The organism is Novosphingobium gossypii, from assembly GCF_050433305.1.
GTDB classification, from domain to species: domain Bacteria; phylum Pseudomonadota; class Alphaproteobacteria; order Sphingomonadales; family Sphingomonadaceae; genus Novosphingobium; species Novosphingobium gossypii.
Genome location: NZ_JBNPXM010000019.1, coordinates 20,657 through 44,805, shown reverse-complemented (window position 1 = coordinate 44,805; position 24,149 = coordinate 20,657). Strand labels below are relative to the sequence as shown.

General features: G+C 66.0%; 23 protein-coding genes. 9 read left to right on the top strand and 14 right to left on the bottom strand.

Annotated features, from left to right (window positions below; all coding sequences use genetic code 11):
• The first annotated feature begins 193 nt into the window (after positions 1 to 193).
• The 4 genes from GGR40_RS21360 (at position 194) to GGR40_RS21345 (ending at position 5,779) form a co-directional block, all read left to right on the top strand.
• A complete protein-coding gene (locus GGR40_RS21360; RefSeq protein WP_429278281.1) occupies positions 194 to 1,351 on the top strand; it encodes a glycosyltransferase in 1,158 nt (385 codons plus the stop codon).
• Positions 1,352 to 1,422: 71 nt separating this feature from the next.
• Positions 1,423 to 2,889 (top strand): oligosaccharide flippase family protein, encoded by a 1,467-nt coding sequence (locus GGR40_RS21355; RefSeq protein ID WP_429278280.1) that lies wholly within the window; start codon positions 1,423 to 1,425, stop codon positions 2,887 to 2,889.
• A 93-nt stretch (positions 2,890 to 2,982) separates the two neighbouring features.
• A complete protein-coding gene (locus tag GGR40_RS21350; protein ID WP_429278279.1) occupies positions 2,983 to 3,909 on the top strand; it encodes an aspartyl protease family protein in 927 nt (308 codons plus the stop codon).
• 49 nt (positions 3,910 to 3,958) lie between these two features.
• Positions 3,959 to 5,779 (top strand): ABCB family ABC transporter ATP-binding protein/permease, encoded by a 1,821-nt coding sequence (locus tag GGR40_RS21345; protein WP_429278278.1) that lies wholly within the window; start codon positions 3,959 to 3,961, stop codon positions 5,777 to 5,779.
• Between the two features lie 4 nt (positions 5,780 to 5,783).
• Here the strand turns inward: GGR40_RS21345 and GGR40_RS21340 are convergent, their stop codons facing one another.
• A complete protein-coding gene (locus tag GGR40_RS21340; protein WP_429278277.1) occupies positions 5,784 to 6,131 on the bottom strand; it encodes a hypothetical protein in 348 nt (115 codons plus the stop codon).
• 173 nt (positions 6,132 to 6,304) lie between these two features.
• Here GGR40_RS21340 and GGR40_RS21335 point away from each other — a divergent pair, with 173 nt between their 5' ends.
• On the top strand, positions 6,305 to 6,478 hold the full coding sequence (locus tag GGR40_RS21335) for a hypothetical protein (protein ID WP_429278276.1): 174 nt from the start codon (positions 6,305 to 6,307) through the stop codon (positions 6,476 to 6,478).
• Between the two features lie 18 nt (positions 6,479 to 6,496).
• Here GGR40_RS21335 and GGR40_RS21330 read toward each other — a convergent pair whose 3' ends face one another.
• The 5 genes from GGR40_RS21330 to GGR40_RS21310 all read right to left on the bottom strand — a co-directional run bounded on the left by GGR40_RS21330 (position 6,497) and on the right by GGR40_RS21310 (position 9,776).
• Complete coding sequence (locus tag GGR40_RS21330) at positions 6,497 to 6,697, bottom strand: DUF1737 domain-containing protein (RefSeq protein ID WP_429278282.1); 201 nt, start codon at positions 6,695 to 6,697, stop codon at positions 6,497 to 6,499.
• Positions 6,698 to 6,795: 98 nt separating this feature from the next.
• Positions 6,796 to 7,194, bottom strand: a complete 399-nt coding sequence (locus GGR40_RS21325; RefSeq protein WP_429278275.1) for a GFA family protein — start codon at positions 7,192 to 7,194, stop codon at positions 6,796 to 6,798.
• Between the two features lie 106 nt (positions 7,195 to 7,300).
• Positions 7,301 to 8,599 (bottom strand): ATP-dependent protease ATPase subunit HslU, encoded by a 1,299-nt coding sequence (gene hslU, locus GGR40_RS21320; RefSeq protein ID WP_429278274.1) that lies wholly within the window; start codon positions 8,597 to 8,599, stop codon positions 7,301 to 7,303.
• A gap of 14 nt (positions 8,600 to 8,613) precedes the next feature.
• Positions 8,614 to 9,204: an ATP-dependent protease subunit HslV gene (gene hslV, locus GGR40_RS21315; protein ID WP_429278273.1), complete on the bottom strand. Its 591-nt coding sequence runs from the start codon at positions 9,202 to 9,204 to the stop codon at positions 8,614 to 8,616.
• An 83-nt stretch (positions 9,205 to 9,287) separates the two neighbouring features.
• The gene (locus GGR40_RS21310) at positions 9,288 to 9,776 is read right to left on the bottom strand and encodes an outer membrane protein assembly factor BamE (protein ID WP_429278272.1); all 489 of its coding nucleotides are present in this window, start codon (positions 9,774 to 9,776) and stop codon (positions 9,288 to 9,290) included.
• Positions 9,777 to 9,954: 178 nt separating this feature from the next.
• Between GGR40_RS21310 and GGR40_RS21305 the strand changes: the two genes are divergently transcribed.
• From GGR40_RS21305 to GGR40_RS21295, 3 genes are all read left to right on the top strand, one after another.
• Positions 9,955 to 10,479: a ubiquinol-cytochrome C chaperone family protein gene (locus GGR40_RS21305; protein ID WP_429278271.1), complete on the top strand. Its 525-nt coding sequence runs from the start codon at positions 9,955 to 9,957 to the stop codon at positions 10,477 to 10,479.
• Positions 10,476 to 11,003, top strand: a complete 528-nt coding sequence (locus tag GGR40_RS21300; protein ID WP_429278270.1) for a YceD family protein — start codon at positions 10,476 to 10,478, stop codon at positions 11,001 to 11,003. Before GGR40_RS21305 ends, GGR40_RS21300 begins: the two co-directional genes overlap by 4 nt.
• A 78-nt stretch (positions 11,004 to 11,081) precedes the next feature.
• Complete coding sequence (locus GGR40_RS21295; RefSeq protein WP_429278269.1) at positions 11,082 to 12,392, top strand: Hsp70 family protein; 1,311 nt, start codon at positions 11,082 to 11,084, stop codon at positions 12,390 to 12,392.
• Positions 12,393 to 12,396: 4 nt separating this feature from the next.
• On the opposite strand, the gene cobA is transcribed toward GGR40_RS21295, so the two are convergent.
• From cobA to GGR40_RS21255, 8 genes are all read right to left on the bottom strand, one after another.
• Positions 12,397 to 13,197: a uroporphyrinogen-III C-methyltransferase gene (cobA, locus tag GGR40_RS21290; RefSeq protein ID WP_429278268.1), complete on the bottom strand. Its 801-nt coding sequence runs from the start codon at positions 13,195 to 13,197 to the stop codon at positions 12,397 to 12,399.
• On the bottom strand, positions 13,184 to 15,793 hold the full coding sequence (locus GGR40_RS21285; protein WP_429278267.1) for a molybdopterin-dependent oxidoreductase: 2,610 nt from the start codon (positions 15,791 to 15,793) through the stop codon (positions 13,184 to 13,186). Before GGR40_RS21285 ends, cobA begins: the two co-directional genes overlap by 14 nt.
• Positions 15,793 to 16,128, bottom strand: a complete 336-nt coding sequence (gene nirD / locus GGR40_RS21280; protein WP_429278266.1) for a nitrite reductase small subunit NirD — start codon at positions 16,126 to 16,128, stop codon at positions 15,793 to 15,795. The genes GGR40_RS21285 and nirD overlap by 1 nt, the downstream gene beginning before the upstream one ends.
• A 5-nt stretch (positions 16,129 to 16,133) precedes the next feature.
• Positions 16,134 to 18,671 carry a nitrite reductase large subunit NirB gene (gene nirB / locus GGR40_RS21275; protein ID WP_429278265.1) on the bottom strand — a complete coding sequence of 846 codons (2,538 nt, stop codon included), beginning with the start codon at positions 18,669 to 18,671 and terminating at the stop codon, positions 16,134 to 16,136.
• A gap of 217 nt (positions 18,672 to 18,888) precedes the next feature.
• Positions 18,889 to 20,109: an alginate export family protein gene (locus GGR40_RS21270; RefSeq protein ID WP_429278264.1), complete on the bottom strand. Its 1,221-nt coding sequence runs from the start codon at positions 20,107 to 20,109 to the stop codon at positions 18,889 to 18,891.
• A gap of 72 nt (positions 20,110 to 20,181) precedes the next feature.
• Complete coding sequence (locus GGR40_RS21265) at positions 20,182 to 21,438, bottom strand: nitrate/nitrite transporter (protein ID WP_429278263.1); 1,257 nt, start codon at positions 21,436 to 21,438, stop codon at positions 20,182 to 20,184.
• 245 nt (positions 21,439 to 21,683) lie between these two features.
• Positions 21,684 to 22,898: a CmpA/NrtA family ABC transporter substrate-binding protein gene (locus GGR40_RS21260; RefSeq protein ID WP_429278262.1), complete on the bottom strand. Its 1,215-nt coding sequence runs from the start codon at positions 22,896 to 22,898 to the stop codon at positions 21,684 to 21,686.
• Complete coding sequence (locus GGR40_RS21255) at positions 22,895 to 23,476, bottom strand: ANTAR domain-containing response regulator (protein WP_429278261.1); 582 nt, start codon at positions 23,474 to 23,476, stop codon at positions 22,895 to 22,897. Before GGR40_RS21255 ends, GGR40_RS21260 begins: the two co-directional genes overlap by 4 nt.
• A gap of 149 nt (positions 23,477 to 23,625) precedes the next feature.
• Between GGR40_RS21255 and GGR40_RS21250 the strand changes: the two genes are divergently transcribed.
• A complete protein-coding gene (locus GGR40_RS21250; RefSeq protein ID WP_429278260.1) occupies positions 23,626 to 24,123 on the top strand; it encodes an Lrp/AsnC family transcriptional regulator in 498 nt (165 codons plus the stop codon).
• Positions 24,124 to 24,149: the final 26 nt, after the last annotated feature.

Here is a 24,149-nt window from a genome sequence, read left to right as displayed (position 1 = left end):
CCGCTTTCTTGCGTCAGGGGGAAACCAGCTGTCCGTCCATTCAGGCGACCGCTGCAGAAGCGTGCTTCGCTGCGGTGAAACGGCCTCTAAGCGCCACAACCGAGTCGGTCAAACACTAATTTCAAAAATGTTTTCAACAGGGCGGCAAGGCACGCGATTCCGCGGATTTTGCGCTGGACGGAATGCGCAATGCATGGATCGGGGTTCTTTCATAACCGAATCAGATGGCGATTTCCTGTCGCCAAGGCGCGCGCACCGGGTCACAACACCCTTTCTTTACTCTGGAAAGCTAGGCCATGCTCGCAAGCAGGCCGCGCTTCGGCCCCAAAGACAGGAATTGAGCACCTACATGCCGTCACCGGCAATCAGCGTCGCGATGAGCGTCTACAATGGCGAACGGTTTCTCGCGTCCGCAATCGAAAGCGTGCTGTCACAGAGCTTCCGAGATTTCGAGCTCCTCATCGTCGATGACGGGTCGGTGGACAAATCCGCCTCCATCATAAGGCAGTATGCGCAGGCGGATTCCCGGGTCCGCCCGATCATCCGCGAAAACCGCGGACTCGTCGCCAGTCTGAACCAGATGCTTGATGAGGCCCAGGCACCCATTGTGGCCCGCATGGATGCCGACGACATTTGCCATCCGGATCGCTTCGCCAGGCAGTTCGACTTCCTCACCGCGCACCCCGACTATGGCGTCGTCGGGAGCTGGAGCGAAGACATCGGCGAGGATGGCGAGAACCTGATCCGGTCGGGAGCAGACCATCCCGAAACCCATGAAGACCTCATGGAAGCCATCGCCGTCGGTGGACAACTCATCTGCCATCCCGCAGCCATGTACCGCCGCGACGTTGTGCGCGGGGTCGGCGGCTATCATGCGGCGTTTCGTCATTGCGAGGATCTGGACCTGTGGCTGCGCCTCTCCAGCGTAACGCGCCTTGGCAACATTCCCGAGCGGCTTTTGCGATACCGACGATATTCCGGACAGGTCTCCTCGCGACATGCGACCGAACAGCAGATCGGGACCGCTGTGGCGCAAGTCGCCTGGCGTGAACGTGCCGCGGGGCGTCCTGATCCCACCGCCGGTCTGCAATCGCTACCACCGATCTCAGAGCTTGACCGCCTGTTCGGCAGGCAAGGCATTTCGACTGCCGTACGCGAGCAAGTGGCGATGGGCCTGCTCTATTCTGCCAGCGCCATGCGCGACGAGGGGTTCGATCTTCTCATGAGCCACGTCCGCGAAGGCGGACGACGCGATGGTATGTGGCGGACCGTGGTGCGACTGCTTCGCTTCGGGGAGCCGATGCGCGCGCTGCGCCTTGCCGGCGCGCTTGCATTTTCGCGTGCCGGTTGACGCGAATGGCTTCGGAAAATCCATCTCCCGCCGACCATCCTGCTCCCGATAAGGGGCGCGGAAGCGGCAGTGTGAAGTCCGCCGCCCTGTGGGCGGCCGCTAGCCAGTATACCCAGTTCGTGTTGCAGTTCGCGACGTCGGTGATCGTTTCGCGGTTCTTCCTCAAGCCGGAAGAGATCGGGCTGTTCTCCGTCGCCTTGGCCGCCGCGATGATCCTGTCGGTCATCCAGGATTTCGGCCTGACACGCTATCTTGGTCGTCATCCTACCGCGGACGAAGATACGGTGCGCCACTGCACGGTGATCGCCGCAGCGTTTTCGTTCCTGCTGGCCGGCTTGATCCTGGCGCTCGCATGGCCGGTGGCGCAGTTCTACGGCGAGCCGAGGCTGTTCCCCATTCTGGGGCTGATCGCCGCGTCGTACCTGCTCAATCCCTGGAGCATCGTACCGGTCGCACTCCTTTCGCGGCGGCTTGATTTTCGAGGGACTTTCATCGTTAACGCTGCCGGAGCGGTGACCAACAGCACATGCGCGCTGATGCTGGCAGCCCTGGGCTTTTCCGCCGAATCGCTGGCATGGGCAATGATTGCGCAAGCGGCCGCCCGTGCAGTGGCTGCTCAGGTGCTGCGTCCAACGCCGCCCAGCGGGCAGTTCCGCTTTGCACGGGCGAAAGAGATCATCGGCTTCGGTTCAGGCAGCGCCCTGCTCTACCTGTCTGGCGGGATCGGCATGCGTACGCCCGACCTGATCGTCGGCCGCATGCAGGGCATGAGCGCAGCGGGCCTGTTCAGCCGGGGCGTCGCCCTTGCTTCCCAGTTGCACTATCTGGTCGCCGGCGCCGTAGGGTCCATCTATTATCCCACGTTTGCCCGGCTGCGCGATGAGGGGAAGGATCTTGGCCCCTACTATGAGCGCGTGGTCGCCGCCCATGGTGCCATCGTGTGGCCGGCCATGGCGCTGCTGGCGGTTCTCAGCGAGCCGGTCATCCTGCTCCTTTACGGTGAGGGCTGGGCCGCCGCTGCGCCCCTGCTGGCCTTTGTCGCCGTTGCCGAATGCTGCTTCGTTGCGCTTCCACTGCACATGGATTTGCCGATCCTTTTGGGGCGGTTACGCACGCTGCTGTGGTTCAACCTTGCGGATACGGCGCTTTCGGTAGGAACGCTGGCCGCAGGAGCCGCTATCGGCGTAGAGGCGGCGGCGGCTTCGCGGCTGGTCTATGGCGTTGGCTGGTTCTTCCTCTACGCGATCTGGCTGCAGCGTATGATCGGCTTCCGCTGGCCTGCTGCATTGCGCATCTATCTGTCGAGCGCCGGTGTGGCGTTGATCACCATCGTCCCGGCGGTTCTCGCCGTCGGCGTATGGCGCACGCCGGCCACCCTGGGTTTTCTGGGGCTGGTGGCAAGCGGCCTGGCATCGGGCGTGGCATGGATCGGTGCGATCGCCCTGCTGCGTCATCCCGCGCGTGAAGACCTTGCAGGCATGGCCACGCACATTCTGGCGCCAATTGCCGCTCGTTTCAAAAAGACCGCCGCAACCTGACCGCGCATTGTTCCACGTAGCGTTCCACGCACATTCCTGCTATCTTTGACTTCCGCAATAAGGGCAGGGCGCGAACCTTGCCAGGAGGATGCGATGTCGGGAATGGGCATGGCGCTGGCGATGTTGATCGCCAATCCGGTAATCCTTGGCGCAACGCCGCCGCCGTTGTCTCAAGGAGTGCCTCATCCGCCTCCGGGCGCGCCGGATGACATCCTCCAGGGCAGCAGTGACCAGCACGCGCGTATGACGATCGACGTGGCCGTTCATGGCATTGGCCCCTATCGCTTCGTGATCGACACGGGATCGCAGCGCACCGTGGTTTCCACCGCGTTGGCCGGCACGCTGGGATTGGCGCAGGGGCCGCAGGTGCGCGTGATGGGCATCGCCGGCGCCCATGACGTGGCGACCGCCAGAATCGAAAGCATCGTCGTCGGCCCGCGCGCGTTCCATGACCTCACCGTCCCGTTGCTTGAGCGCGTGAACATGGGCGCAGACGGGATACTGGGCACCGACAGCCTGCAGCACCAGCGCGTCTTGCTGGACTTCGCCCGCAACACCATCGCCATCGGCGATCCTGCGGAAACCGGCGGTCGCCGGGGGTTCGAGATCGTCGTGCGAGCCAAGCACCGTTCTGGCCGGCTGATCCTGACGAATGCGCTGATCGATAGGGTGCGGACCGACGTTGTGATCGACACCGGCGCCAGCGGCACCATCGGCAACCGCGCGCTGCAACAGGCATTGGCGCGCAGCCACCGCGCAGGACGACTCAAGGGGTCGGTATCCAGCGTAACCGGGCAGGAACTGGTCGTCGATCTGGCCGTGGCGGACAAGCTGGAACTGGGCGGCATCGGCGTCGCCAACGTGCTCATTGCCTATGCCGATTCGCCCGCGTTCGCCGAACTCAGGCTTGATCGCAAGCCGGCGATCTTCCTCGGCATGCGTGAATTGCGCGCCTTCAAGCGCGTCGCCATCGACTTTTCGAGCCGCAAGGTGCTGTTCGACCTGCCGGTGAGCAGATAGCGGATCATTGGCGGATTGCGTCGCGGCGGGTTCGCCCTAAATAGCGGCCATGCCACCCGATACCGCCGTACGAGACCCTCAGGCCCGCCACGATGGCTGGCATACGCTCCTGCGTTTCATGCCCTACCTGTGGCCGCGCAATAATGCTGCCCTGCGCTGGCGGATCGTCTGGGCCTGCGTGTTCATCCTGCTGTCGACCGCCGCCCAGCTGGTGCTGCCCTACCTTTTGAAGTGGGCAGTGGACCTGATGGGTACCACCGGTCCCAAGCTGATACGGCTGGCGATGCTGATGGTGCTGGGGTACGCGGCGGGCCGCGTGGCGCAGACCGGCTTCGACAACCTGCGCAACATCGTGTTCGAGAAGGTTGGGCAGGATGCTACCCGCGAACTGGCGGAGAACGTGTTCGGCCAGCTGCATCGCCTGTCCCTGCGCTTTCATCTGGCGCGGCGGACCGGCGAGGTCACCAAGACGATAGAGCGCGGCACCAAGAGCATCGACACGATGCTCTACTTCATGCTCTTCAACATCGCCCCCACGATCCTGCAGCTGGCGGTCGTGGCCGTGATCTTCTGGATCAACTTCGGCCCCGGACTTGTGGTGGCGACCGGCGTGGCGATCACGGCGTACATCTGGGTCACGCGCGTCATCACCGAATGGCGCACCAAACTGCGCGAACAGATGAACCGGCTGGACGGACAGGCTTTGGCGCGCGCCGTCGATTCGCTGCTGAACTATGAGACGGTGAAGTATTTTTCCGCCGAACGGCGCGAACAGGAACGCTACGCCCAAGCTACGCGCGCCTACGCCGTGGCGGCGGTGAAGAGCGAAAATTCGCTTGGCCTCCTCAACATCGCACAGGGCATCGTGGTGAACCTGCTCATGGCGGGCGCGCTGGCGTGGACCGTGTACGGCTGGTGGCGCGGCAACTACACGGCGGGCCAGCTTGTCTTCGTCCAGACGTACCTGACGCAGCTGTTCCGGCCGCTGGACATGCTGGGCATGGTCTATCGCACCATCCGGCAGGGACTGATCGACATGGCGGAGATGTTCCGCCTGCTCGACACACCGGTCGAGGTGCCCGATGCGCCCGGAGCACCCGCGCTGGTAATCCGCCACCCATCGATCGTGTTCGATAACGTCGTGTTCGGCTACGAACCGGACCGGACCATCCTGCACGGCCTGTCGTTCGAGGTTCCCGCCGGAGATGCCTTCGCCATCGTCGGCCCGTCAGGCGCGGGCAAGTCCACGATCGCGCGCCTGCTGTACCGCTTCTACGATCCGCTTTCAGGCCGCATCCTCATCGACGGGCAGGATATCCGGCAGGTCACGCAAACCTCACTGCGCAGCGCTATCGGCATCGTCCCTCAGGACTCCGTGCTCTTCAACGATACCATCGGCTACAACATCGGCTATGGCCGTGCCGATGCCACGCGGGACGAGATCGAAAATGCCGCGCGCGGCGCAGCATTGTCCAGCCTGATCGACCGTCTTCCGCAGGGCTTCGAGACCGAGGTGGGCGAACGCGGGCTGAAGCTGTCCGGCGGTGAAAAGCAGCGCGTCGCCATCGCCCGCACGCTGGTCAAGAACCCGCCGATCCTGATCCTCGACGAAGCGACCAGCGCGCTGGACACCCGGACCGAGCAGGATATTCTGGCGACGCTGCACCGCGTGGCCGAACATCGCACGTCGCTGTCCATCGCGCATCGCCTGTCGACGATCGCCGACGCCGACCGCATCCTCGTGCTGAACGAAGGGCGCCTTGCCGAAAGCGGCAGCCATGCCGAACTGCTGCGGCGCGACGGCCTTTATGCAGAAATGTGGGCGCGCCAGGCTGCCGAGGCCGAAGCCATGCACGACGCGGCAGAGTGACGGTTCAGTAGCCGGACGCTTTGCACATGGCCTCCAGTTTCTGGACCTGCGGATCGTCCTCTCCGTACTGGCGGCGATAGACGGGGCGGTTGTCGCACGCCTGCTTATGGAATTCGGGCGTGCCCGGCTCCGGGTGAGCGGACGCCATCGGCGTGGGAGACGCCCCCGCATCCGGCTGGGCAGACGAATCGCCTTCGCGCGGACGGCGCGCGTCCGTCTCGGAGCGGGAGCGGCTGAAGATGCCTTCGGCAGCCTGCCCCGGCGAGATGATCGGGATGATCGTCTGGGCCGCGACCGGAGCCGGCGCGGCGAGGAGTGTCAGCGCCAGCGGGCCGACCGTCTTGAGGACCATGTCGTTCTCCGAACAGCTTCGGGCGGAATGACTTCCAAACATCCCCGTCACAGCCGGACGGGGCAACCGTAAAACCCTTGGATTGTGCCTCAATCGCGGTGAAGTCAGGCCCGCTGGAACAAGATCCCCCTTGCGCAGTTCTCCAAGGCACAGTTTTCAGGAGCATTGGTTCGATGAAGCCGTCTTTCGCGGGTCTGGGCGTTCTCATGCTGGCGGCCACGCCGTTGGCCGCCATCCCGCTGGCACTTTCGGGCACCGCTGCCCAGGCACAGGATGAAGGCACGGCAACCCCGCCCGTGCATGCCAAGAGCACGCCGATGCTTGCCGAGCGCCCAAAGCACGCCTGATAATCGGCAAGCCTGGGTTTACTTTATCACGTCAGCTTCGTGCCAGACGACGGCCTGTGCTGCCTTCATGCGGTTTTCCGCCGTATCCCACGCCAGCGACGGCGAACCATAAAGACGCCAGCCCTGCGCCAACGCCTCGGAAACGCGTTCGCAAAAAGCGCGGTCGTCCGCGCCGGTGAGCAGACGGTAAACGGGGCGGTCTTCCGGTGTCTGGTACATCTTGGGCAATCTCGCTCTGCTTGAGCCGTAAAGCGTAACGCGCCCTGCCCGGCTGGCAAGTCAATCCTTGTGCGACTGGCGAGGGACGCCGCGCAGGATCAACCCGGATAACGGTCGAAGTGCGGCAGATCGTGCGCTCCGGCCATCCAGCCGACTTGTTCCGCCACCTGAATATGCACCTGCGGCGCAAGCGCGTCGGGATCATCCAGCGTCGCCACCTGAATATCGACCAGCCCGGGCAGAACCGCTTCGTTGACGTAGTACAAACCTGAACCACAGTTCTGGCAGAAGTGCCGCACGGCATCGCCATTGGAACTGTAGCTTGCCGGCGCTCCCGCCTTCAACGCGAAATGGCTGCCCGCAAACGCCGCCCATGCGGTGACGGGGGCGCCCGATGCCTTGCGGCAATCGGAGCAGTGGCACAGCGCCACGTGTTCGGGTTCCCCCTGCACGCCGTAGCGGACCGCGCCGCACAAACATCCACCTTCGAGCGTCATCGCGAATCTCCTTGGCGCGTAGACTATCGCATCGGCAGGAACATTCAAGGAACAAAAAGGGCGGCCACCGGGGCCGCCCTTCGATGTCTGCAAAGACGCTACTGGATCAGAGAATATACTTCGACAGGTCCGCGTTTCCGGCGAGCCCTTCGAGCTTGGCGCGCACATAGGCCTGGTCGATCGTCACCGTCTCGCCGCGGCGGTCCTCGGCTTCGAAGCTGAGTTCCTCCAGCAGCTTTTCCATGACCGTCTGCAGGCGGCGGGCACCGATGTTCTCGACGCTTTCGTTGACCTGCGCGGCGATCTTCGCGACTTCGCCGATGGCATCGGGCGTCACCTCTACGGTGACCTGTTCGGTGCCGAGCAGCGCCTTGTACTGGGCGATGAGGTTGGCGCGCGTTTCCGAAAGGATCCGCACGAAATCCTCTTCGGTCAGCGCCTTCAGCTCCACCCGGATCGGCAGGCGGCCCTGCAGTTCGGGCAGCATGTCGCTGGGCTTCGCGACGTGGAACGCGCCGCTGGCGATGAACAGTACGTGGTCCGTCTTCATCGGGCCGTACTTGGTGGCGACGGTGGTGCCTTCGATCAGCGGCAGCAGATCGCGCTGCACGCCTTCGCGGGACACCGAGCCGCCGCGCACGTCGGACACGGCGATCTTGTCGATCTCATCCAGGAAAACGATGCCGTTATGCTCCGCATTGGCGAGCGCCGTGCGGGCGACGTCGTCCTGGTCCAGCCGCTTTTCCGATTCCTCGTCTACCAGCTTGTCCCAGGCGTCGGGCACCTTCATCTTGCGGCGCTTCATCTTCGGGCCACCCAGCTTGCCCATGATGTCGCCCAGATTGATCATGCCGACCGAACCGCCCATGCCGGGGATTTCCATTGGCCCGCCCGGAGCATCCTCCACCTCGATCTCGACTTCGGTGTCGTTCATCGCGTTTTCGGTGATGCGCTGATGGAAGGCGGCGCGCGTCGCTTCCGAGGCACCTTCGCCCACCAGCGCGTTGAGCAGCCGGTCCATGGCCGCCTTGCTTGCCGCCTCGCGCACCGATTCGCGGCGGCGTTCCTTTTCCAGGCGGATCGCTTCCTCGACGAGGTCGCGGGCGATCTGCTCCACATCGCGGCCGACATAGCCGACTTCGGTGAACTTGGTCGCTTCCACCTTCACGAAGGGCGCGTCGGCCAGCTTGGCCAGGCGGCGGCTGATCTCGGTCTTGCCGCAGCCCGTCGGGCCGATCATCAGGATGTTCTTGGGAGTCACCTCGTCGCGCAGATCGGCATCCAGATGCTGGCGGCGCCAGCGGTTGCGCAGCGCAACGGCGACCGCCTTCTTGGCTTCGGACTGGCCGATGATATGCGCGTCGAGCGCGGCGACGATCGCCTTGGGCGTCAGATTGTCGTTCATGGTTGTTCTTCCGCTCAGACGGTCTCGACCGTCACGCGGTCGTTGGTGAAGACGCAGATATCGGCAGCGACCTGCATGGCCTTGCGCGCGATGGTTTCTGCGTCGCTTTCATAGGCGTCGATCGCGCGGGCGGCGGCAAGGGCATAGTTCCCGCCCGAACCAATCGCGGTGATCTGGCTGTCGCCGCTGGACGATCCGGGGCCGGCGCCCTCGGGCTCAAGCACGTCGCCGTTGCCGGTCAGCACCAGCAGTGTGTCGGCATCTGCCACGATCATCAGCGCTTCGAGATTGCGCAGGTATTTGTCGGTGCGCCAGTCCTTGGCAAGTTCCACCGCGGCGCGCATCAGCTGGCCGCGATATTGCTCCAGCTTGCGCTCAAGTCGCTCGAACAGGGTGAAGGCGTCGGCGGTGGCGCCAGCGAACCCGGCAATCACCTTGCCGCCTTCCCCGATGCGCCGCACCTTGCGGGCGTTCGGCTTCATCACCGTGTTACCCATGGAAACCTGACCATCGCCGGCGATGACGGTCCTGCCGCCTTTGCGTACACCGATGATGGTCGTTCCGTGCCACTGAATGAGGCCGTGGCTCGCCCCGTCGTTGTTCATGAGCGCGGATATATGCCACGCGCATCACGGTTCAAGGTCGCCGGACGCCCCACGGTGAATGAAGCCCCGGATCAACCGCGCGATCAGCTGCCGTTCGGGCCCGGGCCGGTCGGAGCCTGGCCCATGCCACCGGCACCGACAGCACCGATGTTGCCGAACAGATCTTCGAGCAGGCTGCGCTGGCGGCCCAGCGTCGGCGTGGTGTGACCATCGGCGTCGATGCGCGCAACCTGTTCCATGCCGCGCTTGTCGATTCCGACCACGTTGTTGGCGGCATCGAAGCGGACGCGCAGCACCGTCTGGTCCGCCGTGCGGGGCCTGCGGAAGGGCGGGGTCTTCACCGTCTGCGAAACGTAGTACCAGTCCTTCTGGCCGAACTGGCTTTCGAAAGTGGGACGGCCCAGGGTCTTTTCCACCGAAAGGCGGTTGTCGACGCCCGGCTGCACCGAATCGAGTAGCGCCTGGTCGATCAGGTAGCCGCGATGGTCGCGGATCGACGTGCAGCCGCCGACCAGCCCGGCAACCGCCAGCGCCAGCCCTGCCGCTGCGACCTTGAGACCCACCTTGCGCATTTCAACACTCCAAACCGGGGGTAGCGCCCGCGTCGACCATTGCCAGCCGCTGCATTACCCATATATCGCCAGACGGCCTTAAGGCCCCGATAGCGCCCGCGCAATGGGCGTTGGGGCGTGCGGCTTGAATTGCTCCTGAACAACGGCTCCGTCACCGGAAGAAAGGCCCGTCGCCATCGTGTCCCTGATTTCCCGCCTTCTGGGCAAAAGCGACCATCGCGATGCCGTGCGCCCGCTGTGGCACCGGGTGGTGGAGATCGCGCGCGAAAAGCCCTGGTATGCCGAATGCGGCGTGGCTGATACGGTGCCGGGGCGCTTCGATGCCGTCACCATGGTCATGGCGCTGGTGATCCTGCGCATGGAGCGTGACCGGGACACCGACGACAGCCTCATCAACCCCGCCGCTCACCTGACCGAACTGTTCGTTGAGGACATGGACGGCCAGCTGCGCCAGTCCGGCGTCGGCGACCTTGTGGTGGGCAAGCGCATGGGCAAGCTGATGGGCGTGCTGGGAGGCCGGATCGGCGCCCTGCGCGATGCGCTTTCCCAAGACGACGCTGCGCTGGTGCCGGTGGTAGAGCGCAACATGACACTGGTGGAAGGTGCCGATCCCGCCCCCCTCGCCGCCCGCGTGCGCGACCTTCATGCCTCGCTGGGCGCCCTTTCCAACGAAGACCTGCTTGCCGCAAGGATTGCCCGATGACCCCTGAACTGTCCCGCCTGCTCGACGTCCGCCAAGTCGAAGGCAAGCACGTCCGCATCGTCCCCAACGAAGCCGAATGCGCGGCGCTGGCCCGGCGCTTCGGGCTGGTGCGCATCGACAGCTTCGTTGCCGAACTGGACCTTTCGACCTCGGAACGCGATGGCGGCTTCCACGTCGAGGCGCGCGGCATGCTGGACGCCAGCATCGTCCAGCCCTGCGCGGTGTCGGCCGAAGACCTGCCGGTGGAGATCCACGAACAGGTCTTCTTCCGCTTCATCCCCGAAAAGGAGGACCGAGTGGAGGACGAGGAGATCGAGCTGTCCGCCGAAGACCTCGACGACATCGAATACCGGGGCACCGACGTGGACCTTGGCGAAGCCGTGGCGCAAAGCCTGGCGCTCGCCATCGACCCGTTCCTTGTCGGCCCGGACGCGGACGCCGCAAGAAAGGCGGCGGGCATCGGCACGCCCGAGGATCAGGGACCGTTCGCCGCGCTCAAGGGCCTGAAGCTGGGCGGCGACTGACATGCGGGACCACGGCGGTTGCCTATGGGCGCAGCCGCTGTAATAGGCGCCGTCCCTTTCCAAACGCAGGAACCCTTCATGCCCATCCGCAGCGCCGGGATCGACTTTGGAACGACCAACTCGGTCGTGGCGCTATCCGGGGAACAGCCCGGCGATGCACGCATGATCGAATTCGCCGCGCCCGGCGGGGACAGTTCGGTGTTCCGCTCGGCGCTGTGCTTCTGGCAGGACGAAGGGCCGCGCGGCGCGCTGGCCCACGAAGCCGGGCCATGGGCCATCGCGGAGTTCCTCGAATTCCCGCAGGGCAGCCGCTTCCTTCAGTCGTTCAAGTCGGTCGCCGCGAACCCGCTGTTCGAAAGCGCGCCGCTATTCGAAAAGCGGATGCGTTTCGAGGAACTGGGGCAGGTGTTCCTGCGCCATCTGGTGCGACATGCAGGCAAGGCGCTGGCCGACATGCCCGAGCGCGTGGTGGTCGGCCGCCCGGTGCGCTACGTCGGCGCGCGCCCTGACGCGGCGCTGGCGCGCACCCGCTACGACGCGATGTTCGCGCTGCTGGAGCGCGAGGTTCACTACGTCTACGAGCCCATCGGCGCGGCCTACAGCTTCGCCTCAAGGCTCAGCAAGCCGGCGACGCTGCTGGTGGCGGACTTCGGCGGCGGCACCAGCGACTTCTCGCTCGTGCGCGTGCAGGAACCGGGCGCGGCGCAGCGGTGCGTGCCGCTGGGTTCGGCGGGCATCGGCATCGCGGGGGACCGCTTCGACTTCCGCATCATGGACAAGCTGGTCCTGCCGATGCTGGGCAAGGGCGGCACGTATCGCTCGTTCGACAAGGTGCTGGAAATCCCCGACGGCCACTTCACCGATTTCGGCGACTGGTCGCGTCTGGCGCTGATGCGCAATCGCAGGACGCTGGAGGAACTGGCGCGGCTTCAGCGCAGCGCCACCGATCCCTCGGCCATCGCGCGGATGATCGCGGTGGTGGAGAACGAACTGGGCTATCCGCTTTACGATGCGGTCGGCGGCCTCAAGCGCGCGCTGTCCACCGAAGAGGGCGCGACGTTCCGCTTCGAAAGCGACGACCTGACGATCGCAACCGACGTGACCCGCGCCGAGTTCGCAGAATGGATCGCGCCCGATCTTGCCCGCATCGCCGAGACGGTGGACACCGCCCTCACCCGGGCCGGGCTGGAGGCGCACGAGGTGGATCATGTGTTCCTGACCGGCGGCTCCTCGCTGATCCCCGCCGTGCGCGCGCTGTTCGTCGACCGCTTTGGCGAGGGCCGGATAGACAGCGGCGGCGAACTGACCTCCATCGCCCACGGTCTTGCGCTGATCGGGCAGGAAGCCGACCTGTCGCAGTGGACCGCCGAAGAACCGGCGGAAGCGTAAGCGCCTACGCGGCGGGAAGGCTGGCCTGCGTCATCCGCGCGGGAACGGCATGATCCGCCTGCGCCACCGCCTCGCCGATCAGGATCAGGGTGGGGCGATCCTGCGCGAATCCCCGGGCAACCAGCGGCAGCAGGTCCAGCCGCGTTCGCAGGCGCTGTTCCTGCGGCAGCGACGCGTCGCAGGTGATGAGGACGGGCGTCGCCCCCGGCAGGCCCGCCGCCATCAGCGACGTGCTGAGTTCCGGCGCCGCGTCGCGGCCCATGTAGACGGCCAGCGTACAGGCCGGATCGGCCAGCGCCGCCCAGTCGAGGTCCAGCCCCCTGCCCTGCCGGCTATGCGCAGTGATGAACTGCACGCGCCGGGCGATGCCCCGCAGCGACAGCGACAGCCCCGCCGATGCCGCGACCGCGCTGGCGGCGGTGATGCCGGGGCAGACCTGCACGGATGCGCCGACGGCACGCAGCGCGGTGATCTCCTCCGTCGCCCGCGCGAACATCGCCGGATCGCCGCCTTTCAGCCGCACCACGCGCCTGCCCGCCAGCGCCGCCGCCACCAGCATCTGGTCAATCGTGCCCTGATCGCGCGAGTGGCGACCGGACCGCTTGCCGACGCAGACCCGCTCCACACCATCGGGAATAAGGTCGAGCACGCCCGGCCCCACCAGCGCGTCGTAGAACACGACGTCGGCGGCGCGGATCAGCTTTTCCGCCTTGCGCGTCAGCAGGTCCGGATCGCCCGGCCCCGCGCCCACCAGCCACACTTCGCCGGGGGCGATAAGATCATGGGTACCATCATTCAGCGGCATCGAGGGCCTCCTCGTTGGTCTGGGTGAGTATTCGGGCAAGCGCCGGACGGCACGATCCGCAATTGGTGCCCGCGCCCAGCGCCGTGCCGATGGCGGGCACGTCCACTAGCGCCTGTTCACGGATCGCGGCAACGATCTGGTTCAGGCCGATGTCGAAGCAGACGCAGACCGTTGCACCCTTGTCGGGCTGGCTTCCCGGTCCGCGTGCTGCCAGTACGGCGGCACCGACATCCTCGGCCTGGAGCTGGTCGATCAGCCAGTCGCGCGAGGGCAGCAGGCCGCTGCGGGTGACGAACAGCACGCCCGCCAGCTTCCCCTGCGCGATCACCGCGACGCGTCGGGTGCCGCGCGTGGCATCGATGGCTTCGACGCGCTCGCCACGCGGCAGGCAGCTTTCCAGCCGCGCCGCATCGCCATTCCCCGCCACTTCGTACAGCGCGCCGCCCGGCACCGCCACCCGCGTCGCCCACAGGCAGGGGACACGCACCGGTTCCTCTGCGCGCACGATGAGGAAGCCCCTCCACTCGGTCTCTACCTTCGCCAGCGCGGCGGGCGTGGACTTGAACCCCGGCTGGCCCGAATGCGGATCGACCAGCGGGCGGGGCAGCAGGCCGGTCCGCCCGCCGGTGGACGTGCGGTCGGTCCAGTGGATGGGCGTGAAGATCTCTCCCACCCGCTGGCCTTCGCTCAGCATGACGCGGAAGGTGCTGTTGCCCTGCGGCGTGGAAACGCGGGCAAGGTCGCGATCGTTAAGGCCCAGCGCGGCGGCGTCGGCAGGGTGGACCTCGACCAGCGGCTCTTCCCGGTGGCGCGCCAGCTTCGAGGCAAGCCCGGTGCGCGTCATGGTGTGCCACTGGTCGCGATAGCGCCCGGTGTTCAGCGTCAGCGGCCAGTCGGCCAGCGGGGCCTGCAGGTCCATCTGCCCGACCTTCACCATCCGCGCCCGCCCGCTGGGCGTCGGGAAGCGTCCGTCCGCGAACGGGGTGCCGCCCCACCGGAACGGCTCCATCGCCTCATAGGCGCCGTTGCCGATGGCGGCGTGGGCGGCAAGGTTCAGTACGCGCGCGCCCTCATTCTGGTAGGCGGTCAGCCGGGCGTGTTCGCGCCAGATATCGGCGGGATGGTCGTAGGCGAACTCTCCCGACCAGCCCATGCGTCGGGCAACTTCCTTGACGATCCACCAGTCCGGCTTCGCCTCTCCCGGCAGGGCCATGAACGGCCGCTGGCGGCTGATCGTGCGTTCGGAATTGGTGACGGTGCCGTCCTTCTCCCCCCAGGCGGCGGCGGGCAGGCGCACGTCGGCATAAGCGGTGGTGTCGGTGTCGGCGATGACGTCGGACACGACCACGAACGGGCACTTCTCCAGCGCCGCGCGCACGTTTCCGGCATCGGGCAGCGAAACGGCGGGGTTGGTCGCCATGACCCACAGCGCCTTGATCCGCCCTTCGCCCATGGCGCGGAACAGGTCCACCGCCTTGAGGCCGGGCCGGGTCGCCATCCTTGGCGCGGCCCAGAAGCGGCCCACGCGCGCGACGTTCTCGGGCGCGAAGTCCATGTGTGCGGCCAGCGTGGAGGCCAGCCCGCCCACCTCGCGCCCGCCCATCGCGTTGGGCTGCCCGGTGATGGAGAACGGCGCGGCGCCCGGCTGGCAGATGCGGCCCGTGGCAAGGTGGACGTTGATGATCGCGTTGACCTGATCAGTGCCCCGGATCGACTGGTTGATCCCCTGGCTGAACAGCGTGACCGTGCGCGGATGGGCGGCGAACATCTCGTAGAATCGCAGCAACACCGCCGGGTCCAGATCGCAGGTCTGCGCCGTAGTCCACAAGTCGTGGCCCGTCGCCAGATGCTCCCAGAAACCGTCCGGCACTTCGACGTGGCTGTCCACGAACGCCCTGTCGACCATGCCCTTGTCGGCCAGCCACGCCAGCAGTCCGTTCATCAGTGCCACGTCGCTGCCGGGCCGCAGCGGCAGGTGAAGATCGGCGCCTTCGCATGTCTCGGTCCGGCGCGGGTCGATGACGACCAGCTTCGTGCCCCGTGCAGTGCGTGCCGCCTGTATCCGCTGGTAGACGATCGGATGGCACCATGCGGTGTTGGTGCCGACCAGCACGACCAGATCGGCCTTGTCCAGATCCTGATAGCTGGCGGGCACCACGTCCTCGCCGAAGGCACGGTTGTGGCCGGCTACCGCGCTCGACATGCACAGGCGCGAATTGGTGTCGATGTTGGCCGAACCGATGAAGCCCTTCATCAGCTTGTTGGCGACGTAATAGTCCTCGGTCAGCAACTGGCCCGAGACGTAGAACGCCACGCTGTCCGGGCCGTAGCGCGCGATGGTGTCTCGGAAGCGCTTCGCCACAAGGTCCAGCGCCTTGTCCCAGCGCACCTGTCTGTCGCCGATCATGGGGTGGAGAAGACGCCCGGCCAGCCCCACCGTCTCGCCCAGATGCGTGCCCTTGGAACAGAGGCGCCCCGCGTTCGCCGGGTGCGCCTCGTCCCCCCGGATCGTCACCACGCGCGGGCCGGTGGGCGTGGCCGATATGCCGCAGCCGACACCGCAATAGGCGCAGGTGGTGCGGACCGCCGCTGCCATCAGGCCGCGTCCTTCATCGCTTCCGGGCGCGCCAGCAGGATGCGCCCGTTCTCCTCGCGCACGGCAATGGTCGGGGTACAGCCGCTGTCCGATCCTTGCGCCTCGCCGCTGGCAAGGGCGATGTTCCAGTTGTGCAGCGGGCAGGTCACCGAATGGCCGTGGACGATGCCCTGACTGAGCGGCCCCTTCTTGTGCGGGCATTCGTTGACGAGCGCGAAGATCCTGTCGTCGCCGGTGCGGAAAACGGCGATCTCCGGCTCCCCTTCAAGGCGCACGGTGCGCGCGCCGCGCTGGGGAATGTCTGCAAGGGTTCCGATGTCGATCCAGTCGGTCATGGTGTTCACTCCGCCGCTTCAAGGGCCTGGGGTTGGATGTGCTGGTGAAGATCGGCGCGGTCGCCGTCGGCGCGCTCCGCCCACGGATCGTCCTGACTGAAGCTTTGCGAATAGTGGAACCGTTCGGCCAACGCCTTGCGGCCCGCTTCGTCCTCGACCACGCGAGCCTTGGCGTAGTCCACGCCGACCCGCTCGATCCACGGCGCGGTGCGTTCGAGATAGCGCGCTTCCTCGCGGTAGAGCTGAATGAAGGCAGCGCAGTATTCCAGCGCCTCTTCCTCGGTCGCGACCTTGCACAGGAAGTCGGTGGCGCGCACCTTGATGCCGCCGTTGCCGCCCACGCTCAGTTCGTAGCCCGAATCCACGCAGACGATGCCGAAGTCCTTGATCGTCGCCTCGGCGCAGTTGCGCGGGCAGCCCGAGACGGCAATCTTGAACTTGTGCGGCATCCAGCTGCCCCAGGTCATCCGCTCCGTCCTGACGCCAAGGCCGGTGGAATCCTGCGTGCCGAAGCGGCACCACTCCGACCCCACGCAGGTCTTCACCGTGCGCAGCGACTTGCCGTAAGCGTGGCCCGACACCATCCCGGCGGCGTTCAGATCGGCCCAGACTGCGGGCAAATCCTCCTTTTTGATGCCGAAGATGTCCAGCCGCTGCCCGCCCGTCACCTTGACCATGGGCGCATCATACTTCTCCACCACGTCGGCGATGGCGCGCAGTTCGCGGGGGTTGGTCAACCCGCCCCACATGCGCGGGACGACGGAATAGGTGCCGTCCTTCTGGATATTCGCGTGCATGCGTTCGTTGACGAAGCGGCTCTGCTGGTCATCCACGTATTCGCCGGGCAGCGCGCAGAGCAGGTAGTAGTTCAGCGCAGGGCGGCAGGACGAGCAGCCATCGGGCGTCGACCAGTGCAGCCTGTGCATCACTTCGGGGATCGATCGCATGTCCTGCGCCACAATTTCCCGGCGCACGTCGTCATGCGTGAAGCTGGTGCACTTGCACATCGTCTTAGGGCCGGATTCCACCTCGTCGCCCAGCCTGAGCATCAGCAGGCTCTCGACCAGGCCGGTGCACTGACCGCAGCTGGCAGAGGCCTTGCAGGTGGCCCGCACCGCGTCGAGGCTGCACGCGCCCGCATCGATGCAGCCCATGACCTGGCCCTTGGAAACGCCGTTGCAGCCGCAGATCTCGGCATCGTCCGAGAGCGCCGCAACGGCTGCCTTAGGGTCCGTCAGCCCACCTCCGGAGGCATAGGCTTGGCCGAAGATCAGCAGGTCGCGGACGTCCGAAACGTCCTCGCTCTTCTTCAGAAGGTCGAAGTACCAGCCCCCGTCCGCCGTATCGCCGTAAAGCACGGCGCCGACGATGCGGTCGTCCTTCACCACCACGCGCTTGTAGACGCCGCGCGCGGCATCGCGCAGCACGATGTCCTCGCACCCTGCCCCGCCCGAGAAATCGCCGGCGGAGAACACGTCCAGTCCCGCGACCTTCAGCTTGGTGGACGTGACCGAACCGCGGTAGCCGGTGTGCCGGTCGGTCAGGCCGTCGGCCAGGCTGCGGCACATGTCCCACAGCGGCGCGACAAGGCCATAGACATTGCCGTCATGCTCCACGCATTCGCCCACGGCCAGCACGGCGGGGTCGCTGGTGACCATGTGGTCGTCCACCCGGATGCCGCGATTGACCTCCAGCCCCGCATCGCGCGCCAGCGCCACGGATGGGCGGATGCCCACCGCCATGACCACAAGGCTGGCCGGGATCTCGCGCCCGTCCTTCAGGCGCACGCCCTCGACCTTGCCGTCACCATAGATCTCGGCGGTGTCGGCACCGGTCAGGATGGTCTGGCCCCGGCCTTCCAGCGCGGACTTGAGCAGCCAGCCAGCCGCTTCGTCCAGCTGACGCTCCATCAGCGTGTTCATGAGGTGGATGACGGTGACCTTCATGCCGCGCAGGGTCAGGCCATGCGCCGCCTCAAGCCCCAGCAGGCCGCCGCCGATCACCACGGCAGAGCCGCCGCCGGCAGCCTGCCCCGCTTGTGCCGCCGCCAGCATGGCGTCCACGTCGTTCATGTCACGGAACGAGATCACACCGGGCAGATCCTTGCCGGGCACCGGGATGATGAACGGATCGGACCCGGTGGCGATCAGCAGCCGGTCGTAGTGCACCGTCCGTCCCGAACGCGACGTGACGGCCTTTGCCGCGCGGTCGATCGCGGTCACCGGATCGGCGGTGATGAGGTCGATGCCGTTCTCGTCGTACCATTCGCGGGTGTTGATGACGATCTGGTCGAACGTCTTCTCACCCGCAAGCACTGGCGAGAGCATGATGCGGTTGTAGTTCACATGCGGCTCTGCGCCGAAGATCGTCACGCGGTAACGGTCCGCGTCGCGCGCCAGCAGCTCCTCAACCGCGCGGCAGCCCGCCATGCCGTTGCCGACGACCACCAGATGCTCGCGCACATCGTCCGTAGGCACGATCAGCGTGGCGTCGTAGTCGTCGGCAAGGGATGTTTGCGGTTCGATCCCGTCCTGAAAGTCCATGTGCGAAACTCCGGAAATGATTGGGCGGAAAAACAGAAAAAGGCCGCCATCCGGACCTCTGGAATGAACCAGAAGTCTGGATGGCGGCCTTGCCATCGTTCGGTGCCTACATGCCCCGTCAGTGGGGCGTTTCGGCGATTTTGAAGGACAACGCTGTCCCTTGCACTGCAACATAAAGGGAATCGCCGGAACGCTCAAGCGATTCCGTCAGGAATTTTCAGATCGCCCAGTCCAGCTGGATCCAGACCTTGTCGGTGTCGGTCGCCATCGTCCCGGCCTTATAGTGGGCATAACGCAGCGCTATCGTCGTCCTGCGCAGCCTGGCCGATGCGAGAAGATCGATCTCGTCACCGTAATGCTGGCCCAGCCGGTCACTGTCGAACCGGTGCCAGGTGGCCTGCAAGGCGATAGCCGACAGCGCGCCCCACTTTGCAACGCCATATCCGCCTCCAAGGTAGAGATCGCGCACCCCGTTCGCGGGCGTTGTCAGGAACTTGTCCGCCCAGCCCTGGAACTTGAAATTGGTCCCCAGCGGCGTCTGGAAGCTGGTGAAGGGCACCCCCGCGTCCGCGCCCAGCACTTCGTAGCCGCCATTTATCTTCCACCCCCGCACGTCCAGCGTCGCGTCGGCCAGCCAGTAGTCGGCGCGGTATGTGTTGGGATTGCGACGCCACTCGGACTGGCGGGCGTAGCTGGCCTGCCATGCCAGCGTCACGGCCGGAGCGAAGGCATGCGATCCGACCAGCCGCGCGCCATAGGTCTGGCTAGACAGGCGGAAAGCCTGCACTGCCGCTTCGTCCTGATCGACAAGGTAGGCAAAGCCCATCACCGTGCCGAGCGGCGTCTTCCACGACAGATTGGTCAGCATGGTGTCGCCGCCAATCGCCTGCTGGCGCACGCCGTTGCCGTCGATGCCCCAGATCGTCCGCACGCTCCAGACGTAGGAGACGTCCAGCTTGAGGCCCACTGCCGGGGTCAATTCGGCGCGTACCGCATCGAAGGTCTGCGCATTGTTGCGAAATGCGACGTTGCCGACGAAGCGTTCGTCGTCCAGCGCGATCTTCTGCCGCCCGGCGGTCAGCGTTACGCCCTTCGCCTTGTAGCGCAGTTGCGCGATGTAGAGCGCGACGTTCTGCGGATCGGCCACAAGAGGGCGGGTGGCGGAGCCGTTAAGGCCATCGTAGTAATCGTCCACCACCGCGAGATTGCCCTGCCCGATCACGGTGGCGCTGAGCGCGCCGCCGGTCGCCTCCGCCCCGCCGCGCGCCCGCATGGTCAGCGCGTCGGCGGCGGCGTCGAGGCCGTCCTGATCGACATGCTCGTAGCGTACCCGCGCTTCGGCGATCGGCTTTACGGTGATTTCCTGGGCCTGCGCGGATGTGGCGCAAGCGATCCAGCCAACGGCCAGCACGGCCGCCGCCCGTGTATTCATGGTCATGGAAAAGACGCCCCCCTCAGGACGATGGGTGAAAAGGGATGGCGCCCCCCGATGCTGCCATCCCCAGTCGGTTCAAATGCGCGCGCCGGTCTTCCAGGTCGCGCGCCAGCGGGCCTTCACCCCCGCCACGCAAGCCAGAGCCGCGACGGCAAGTCCGGCGAAGATCAGGAAGCCGGGCGCGAAGCTGCCGGTGAACTGGCGGGCAAGCCCCAGCGAGCTGGCAAGGTAAAACCCGCCGATGCCGCCCGCCATGCCGACAAGCCCGGTCATCACACCGATTTCGGCCTGAAACCGCTGGGGCACCAGCTGGAACACCGATCCGTTGCCCGTCCCCAGCGCCAGCATCGCGACCACGAACAGCGCCAGCGCGGCCGGCAGCCCGGACGCCTGCGACACCCCCACCAGCGCCACCGCGGCGACGGCATAGACCATCGTCAGCGCCTTCACGCCGCCGATCCTGTCGGCCAGCGCACCGCCCATGGGGCGCACCAGCGACCCGGCGAAGACGCAGCCCGCCGTGCAGTAACCCGCAACCACGGTGCTGAGACCGAACTGGTCGGTGAAATAGATCGGCAGCGAGGCGGCAAGGCCCACGAACCCGCCGAAGGTGACGGCATAGAAAGCCATCAGCCACCAGGCGTCGGTCTGCTTCAGAAGGGCGGCGTAGTCCATCATGCGGCGCGGAGCAGGCTGGCTGGGCGCGTCCTTCGCCAGCATGAGATACACCGCCAGCACGATCGTCAGCGGGATGCAGGCAAGGCCCAGCACCGCGTTCCAGCCGAAAAGCTTGGCCAGCGTGGGCGCGAACAGGGCGGCGAACACCGTACCCGAATTGCCCATGCCGGCCAGACCCATCGCCTTGCCCTGATGTTCGGGCGGATACCAGCGGCTGGCGAGCGGCAGGGCGACGGCGAAGCTCGCGCCTGCAAAGCCCAGTACGACGCCCAGCGCCAGCGTTCCGGCAAAGCTGCCAACGCCCATGGACCACGCCGTGAACAGGCCCAGGATCACGATCACCTGGTTGATCGCGCCGGAACGCTTGGGTCCGATACGATCCACCAGCACCCCGTTGACGACCCGCAGCAGCGCGCCAGCCAGCGTCGGAACTGCCACCATCAGGCCCTTCTGCGCGGGGGTGAGCCCCAGCGTCTTCGCGATTTCCGGCGCAAGCGGCCCCAGCAGAACCCAGACCATGAAGGCAAGGTCGAAATAGAGGAACGCGGCGATCAGCGTCGGCGGATGCCCTGCCTTCCAGAAGCTGGTAGCGGGGGCGTCCTGGGCGGGAAGCCCGGTGATGTCTTCGTCAGGTCGCAAGTATGCGGTGGCCATTGTACGTCCCCCATGAATCAGGAAAGCGGACACGAAAAAAGCCGCAGGCCGAACGTCGCTCAAGGCGAGTCCGGTCAGCGGCTTTGCTGCGAATTTTCGATGAGGATGGCATCCCGCCTTTGGGACGGCCTATCCGGTATGGTCGCGCTTCATCGAGCGACGCCTACATAGTCACGCAATCCGCGAAATCTGGCAAGACACAAAATTCGTAAAGATTACAAGGCGAAGGTGCCTGCACCAGCAGCTCAATGCTGCGGTGCAAAACCGGCAAGGTAATCCTCGATCCGTTCGGGATCGAAGATTCGTCCGTCGAAGAACCGGTCTGGCCCCAATGTCAGGTCGCCCTTGCGCGATCCGACGCCCAGCGGCGCCTCCACCGCGCCTTCCAGCTTCATGCTGGCGCCGGGCATCGGCAGGTCGCTGCCCGCCAGCGCCCGCCGGTAGATATCGGGACGGAACACCGCCGCTGCCTTTGCCGCCGTCTCGATAGAGGGATCGACCATGTTCCAGCGCACCAGCTGCGAATAGATCCACAGCGCCTGGCTGCGCCACGGAAACGGCGTCGCCTCACGCGAAAAGAGCAGGAAGTCGGGGGACGGCACTGCGTTCTCGCCCGCTCGCGGCACGATCTGGCCACGCAGCGCGCGCGCGATCAACTCGGTCGGCTGACCCACATAACGCTCTTCCGCCAGCATCTCGGCAAGTGCATCGTGGTTTTCCGGGGCATCGCACCAGACGGCGGACCGGGCCAGCGCGCGCAGCAGGCGGTCGGTGACCTCGGGGTTTTCGTCCAGCCAGCTTTCCCGGAACGCCAGCACCTTCTCCACCCCGCGCCGCCAGATCCGCTCGCCGATGGCGACGGCTTCGGCGCAGCCCGATTCGATGGCAGCGCTGCCCCACGGTTCCCCGGCGATGAAACCGTCGATCTCACCGGCGTGAAGCGCCTCTCCGGTCAGCGACGGCGGCAGCACGCGCAGGACCACGTCGCGGTCCGGATCGACGCCCGCGCTTGCCAGCCAGTACCGCAGCATCAGCGCATGGCTGGAAAAGCGATGGACGACGCCGATCACCGGCTTGCGACGCCACAGCCCGATCGCAGCGGCAAAATCGTGCGCGGTGCCCAGCGGGTCCGCCAGCCGCGCCACCGGATCGGGCGCCAGCGCCGCCGCAAACTCCGTGGCCATGACCAGCATGTTGCCGTTGACGCCCAGCTTGAACGGAGCCGCCAACGCGGCGGGCTGCTGGCTCAACCCCAGCGTCACCGCTACCGCCAGCGGCGCCAGCATGTGCGCGGCCTGCACCTGCCCGTAGATCAGCCGATCGCGCAGGGTGGCCCAACTGGTCGTCCGCACGAGGTCGAGCGAGAGGCCCTCCTCCTCGGCAAAGCCCCGCTCGCGCGCGGCGGCAAGCACCGCGACATCGTCGAGGGGAAGGAAGGCGATGCGAAGGTTCGTCGTCATAAGGCCCCTCCCAGCAGGTCGCTGGCAGTGATGAGCGCCTGCGCCACGTCCACGATCCTGCGCCCCTGGTTCATCGCGCTGCTACGAAGGAGGGCGTAGGCATCCTGTTCGGACAGGCCGCGCTGGTTCATCAGGATCGACTTCGCGCGGTCTATCACCTTGCGGTCGGCAAGCGCGGTGCGCGCCTCCTCCAGTTCCGACTGCATGCGCGAAAAGGCGTTGAAGCGGCGCACCGCCAGTTCCAGCACGGGCTTCACCCGCTCCTTGCGCAGGCCATCGACGACATAGGCGGAAACGCCCGCGTCGATCGCGGCGCCGATCATCGCCTCGTCCGACTGGTCGACGAACATCGCAATGGGCCGGGCCAGTGCGCGGCTGACGGTCAGCATTTCCTCAAGCGTGTCGCGGCTGGGGCTGCCAAGGTCCATGAGCACGACGTCCGGCGCCATGCGTTCCAGCCGGGCGACGAAGGCCCCACGCGGCGGCACGATGTGAATGTCATCGTACCCCGCGTCGCGCAGCCCTTCCTCAAGCACTGTCGCGCGCAGGCCGCTGTCGTCGATGATGACAATTCGCATGGAGGCCCCTTCGGTCGCACCCCTTGCCGCAGTTGCCCCGGCCTCGTCAATGGCGGCTGACGGGCTGCTACAACAGCTATCGGCGATATGGCGAAATGCGTGCAATCCATGCGCGCCCGATGATAATGCATGGCGCTTCACACACGATCATGCGGGACGTCTGCAACATCATGCCCAATGCTCTGGATGCCATCGACCGATCGATCCTGCGACTGCTGCGCCTCAATGGTAGACGCCCCAATTCCGAGATCGCTGAAGACATAGGGCTTTCGCCCTCGGCCTGCCTGCGCCGCATCCGCATGCTGGAGGATAGCGGCGTCATTCGCGGATACACCGTGCTGACCGGCCCGGAAGACGATGACGAACGGGGCGTGGACGTGGTCGTGCAGGTCACGCTGGACCGCCAGACAGGGGATTACCTCAACCGGTTCGAGCAGGCCGTGCGTCAGTGCCCCGAAGTGCGCGAATGCTTTCTGATGACGGGCGACGTCGATTACTGGCTGCGCCTGCGCACCGAAAGCGTGGCCGCCTACGAGGCGATCCATGGCGAAGTGCTGTCGCGCCTGCCCGGTGTCACCCGTATCAACTCCAGCTTCGCCATGCGCGATGCCATGCACCCCCGTAAAGCGCGAAAACAGGGCGGCTAACATACGGAAATCTGCGTGGGAATGCG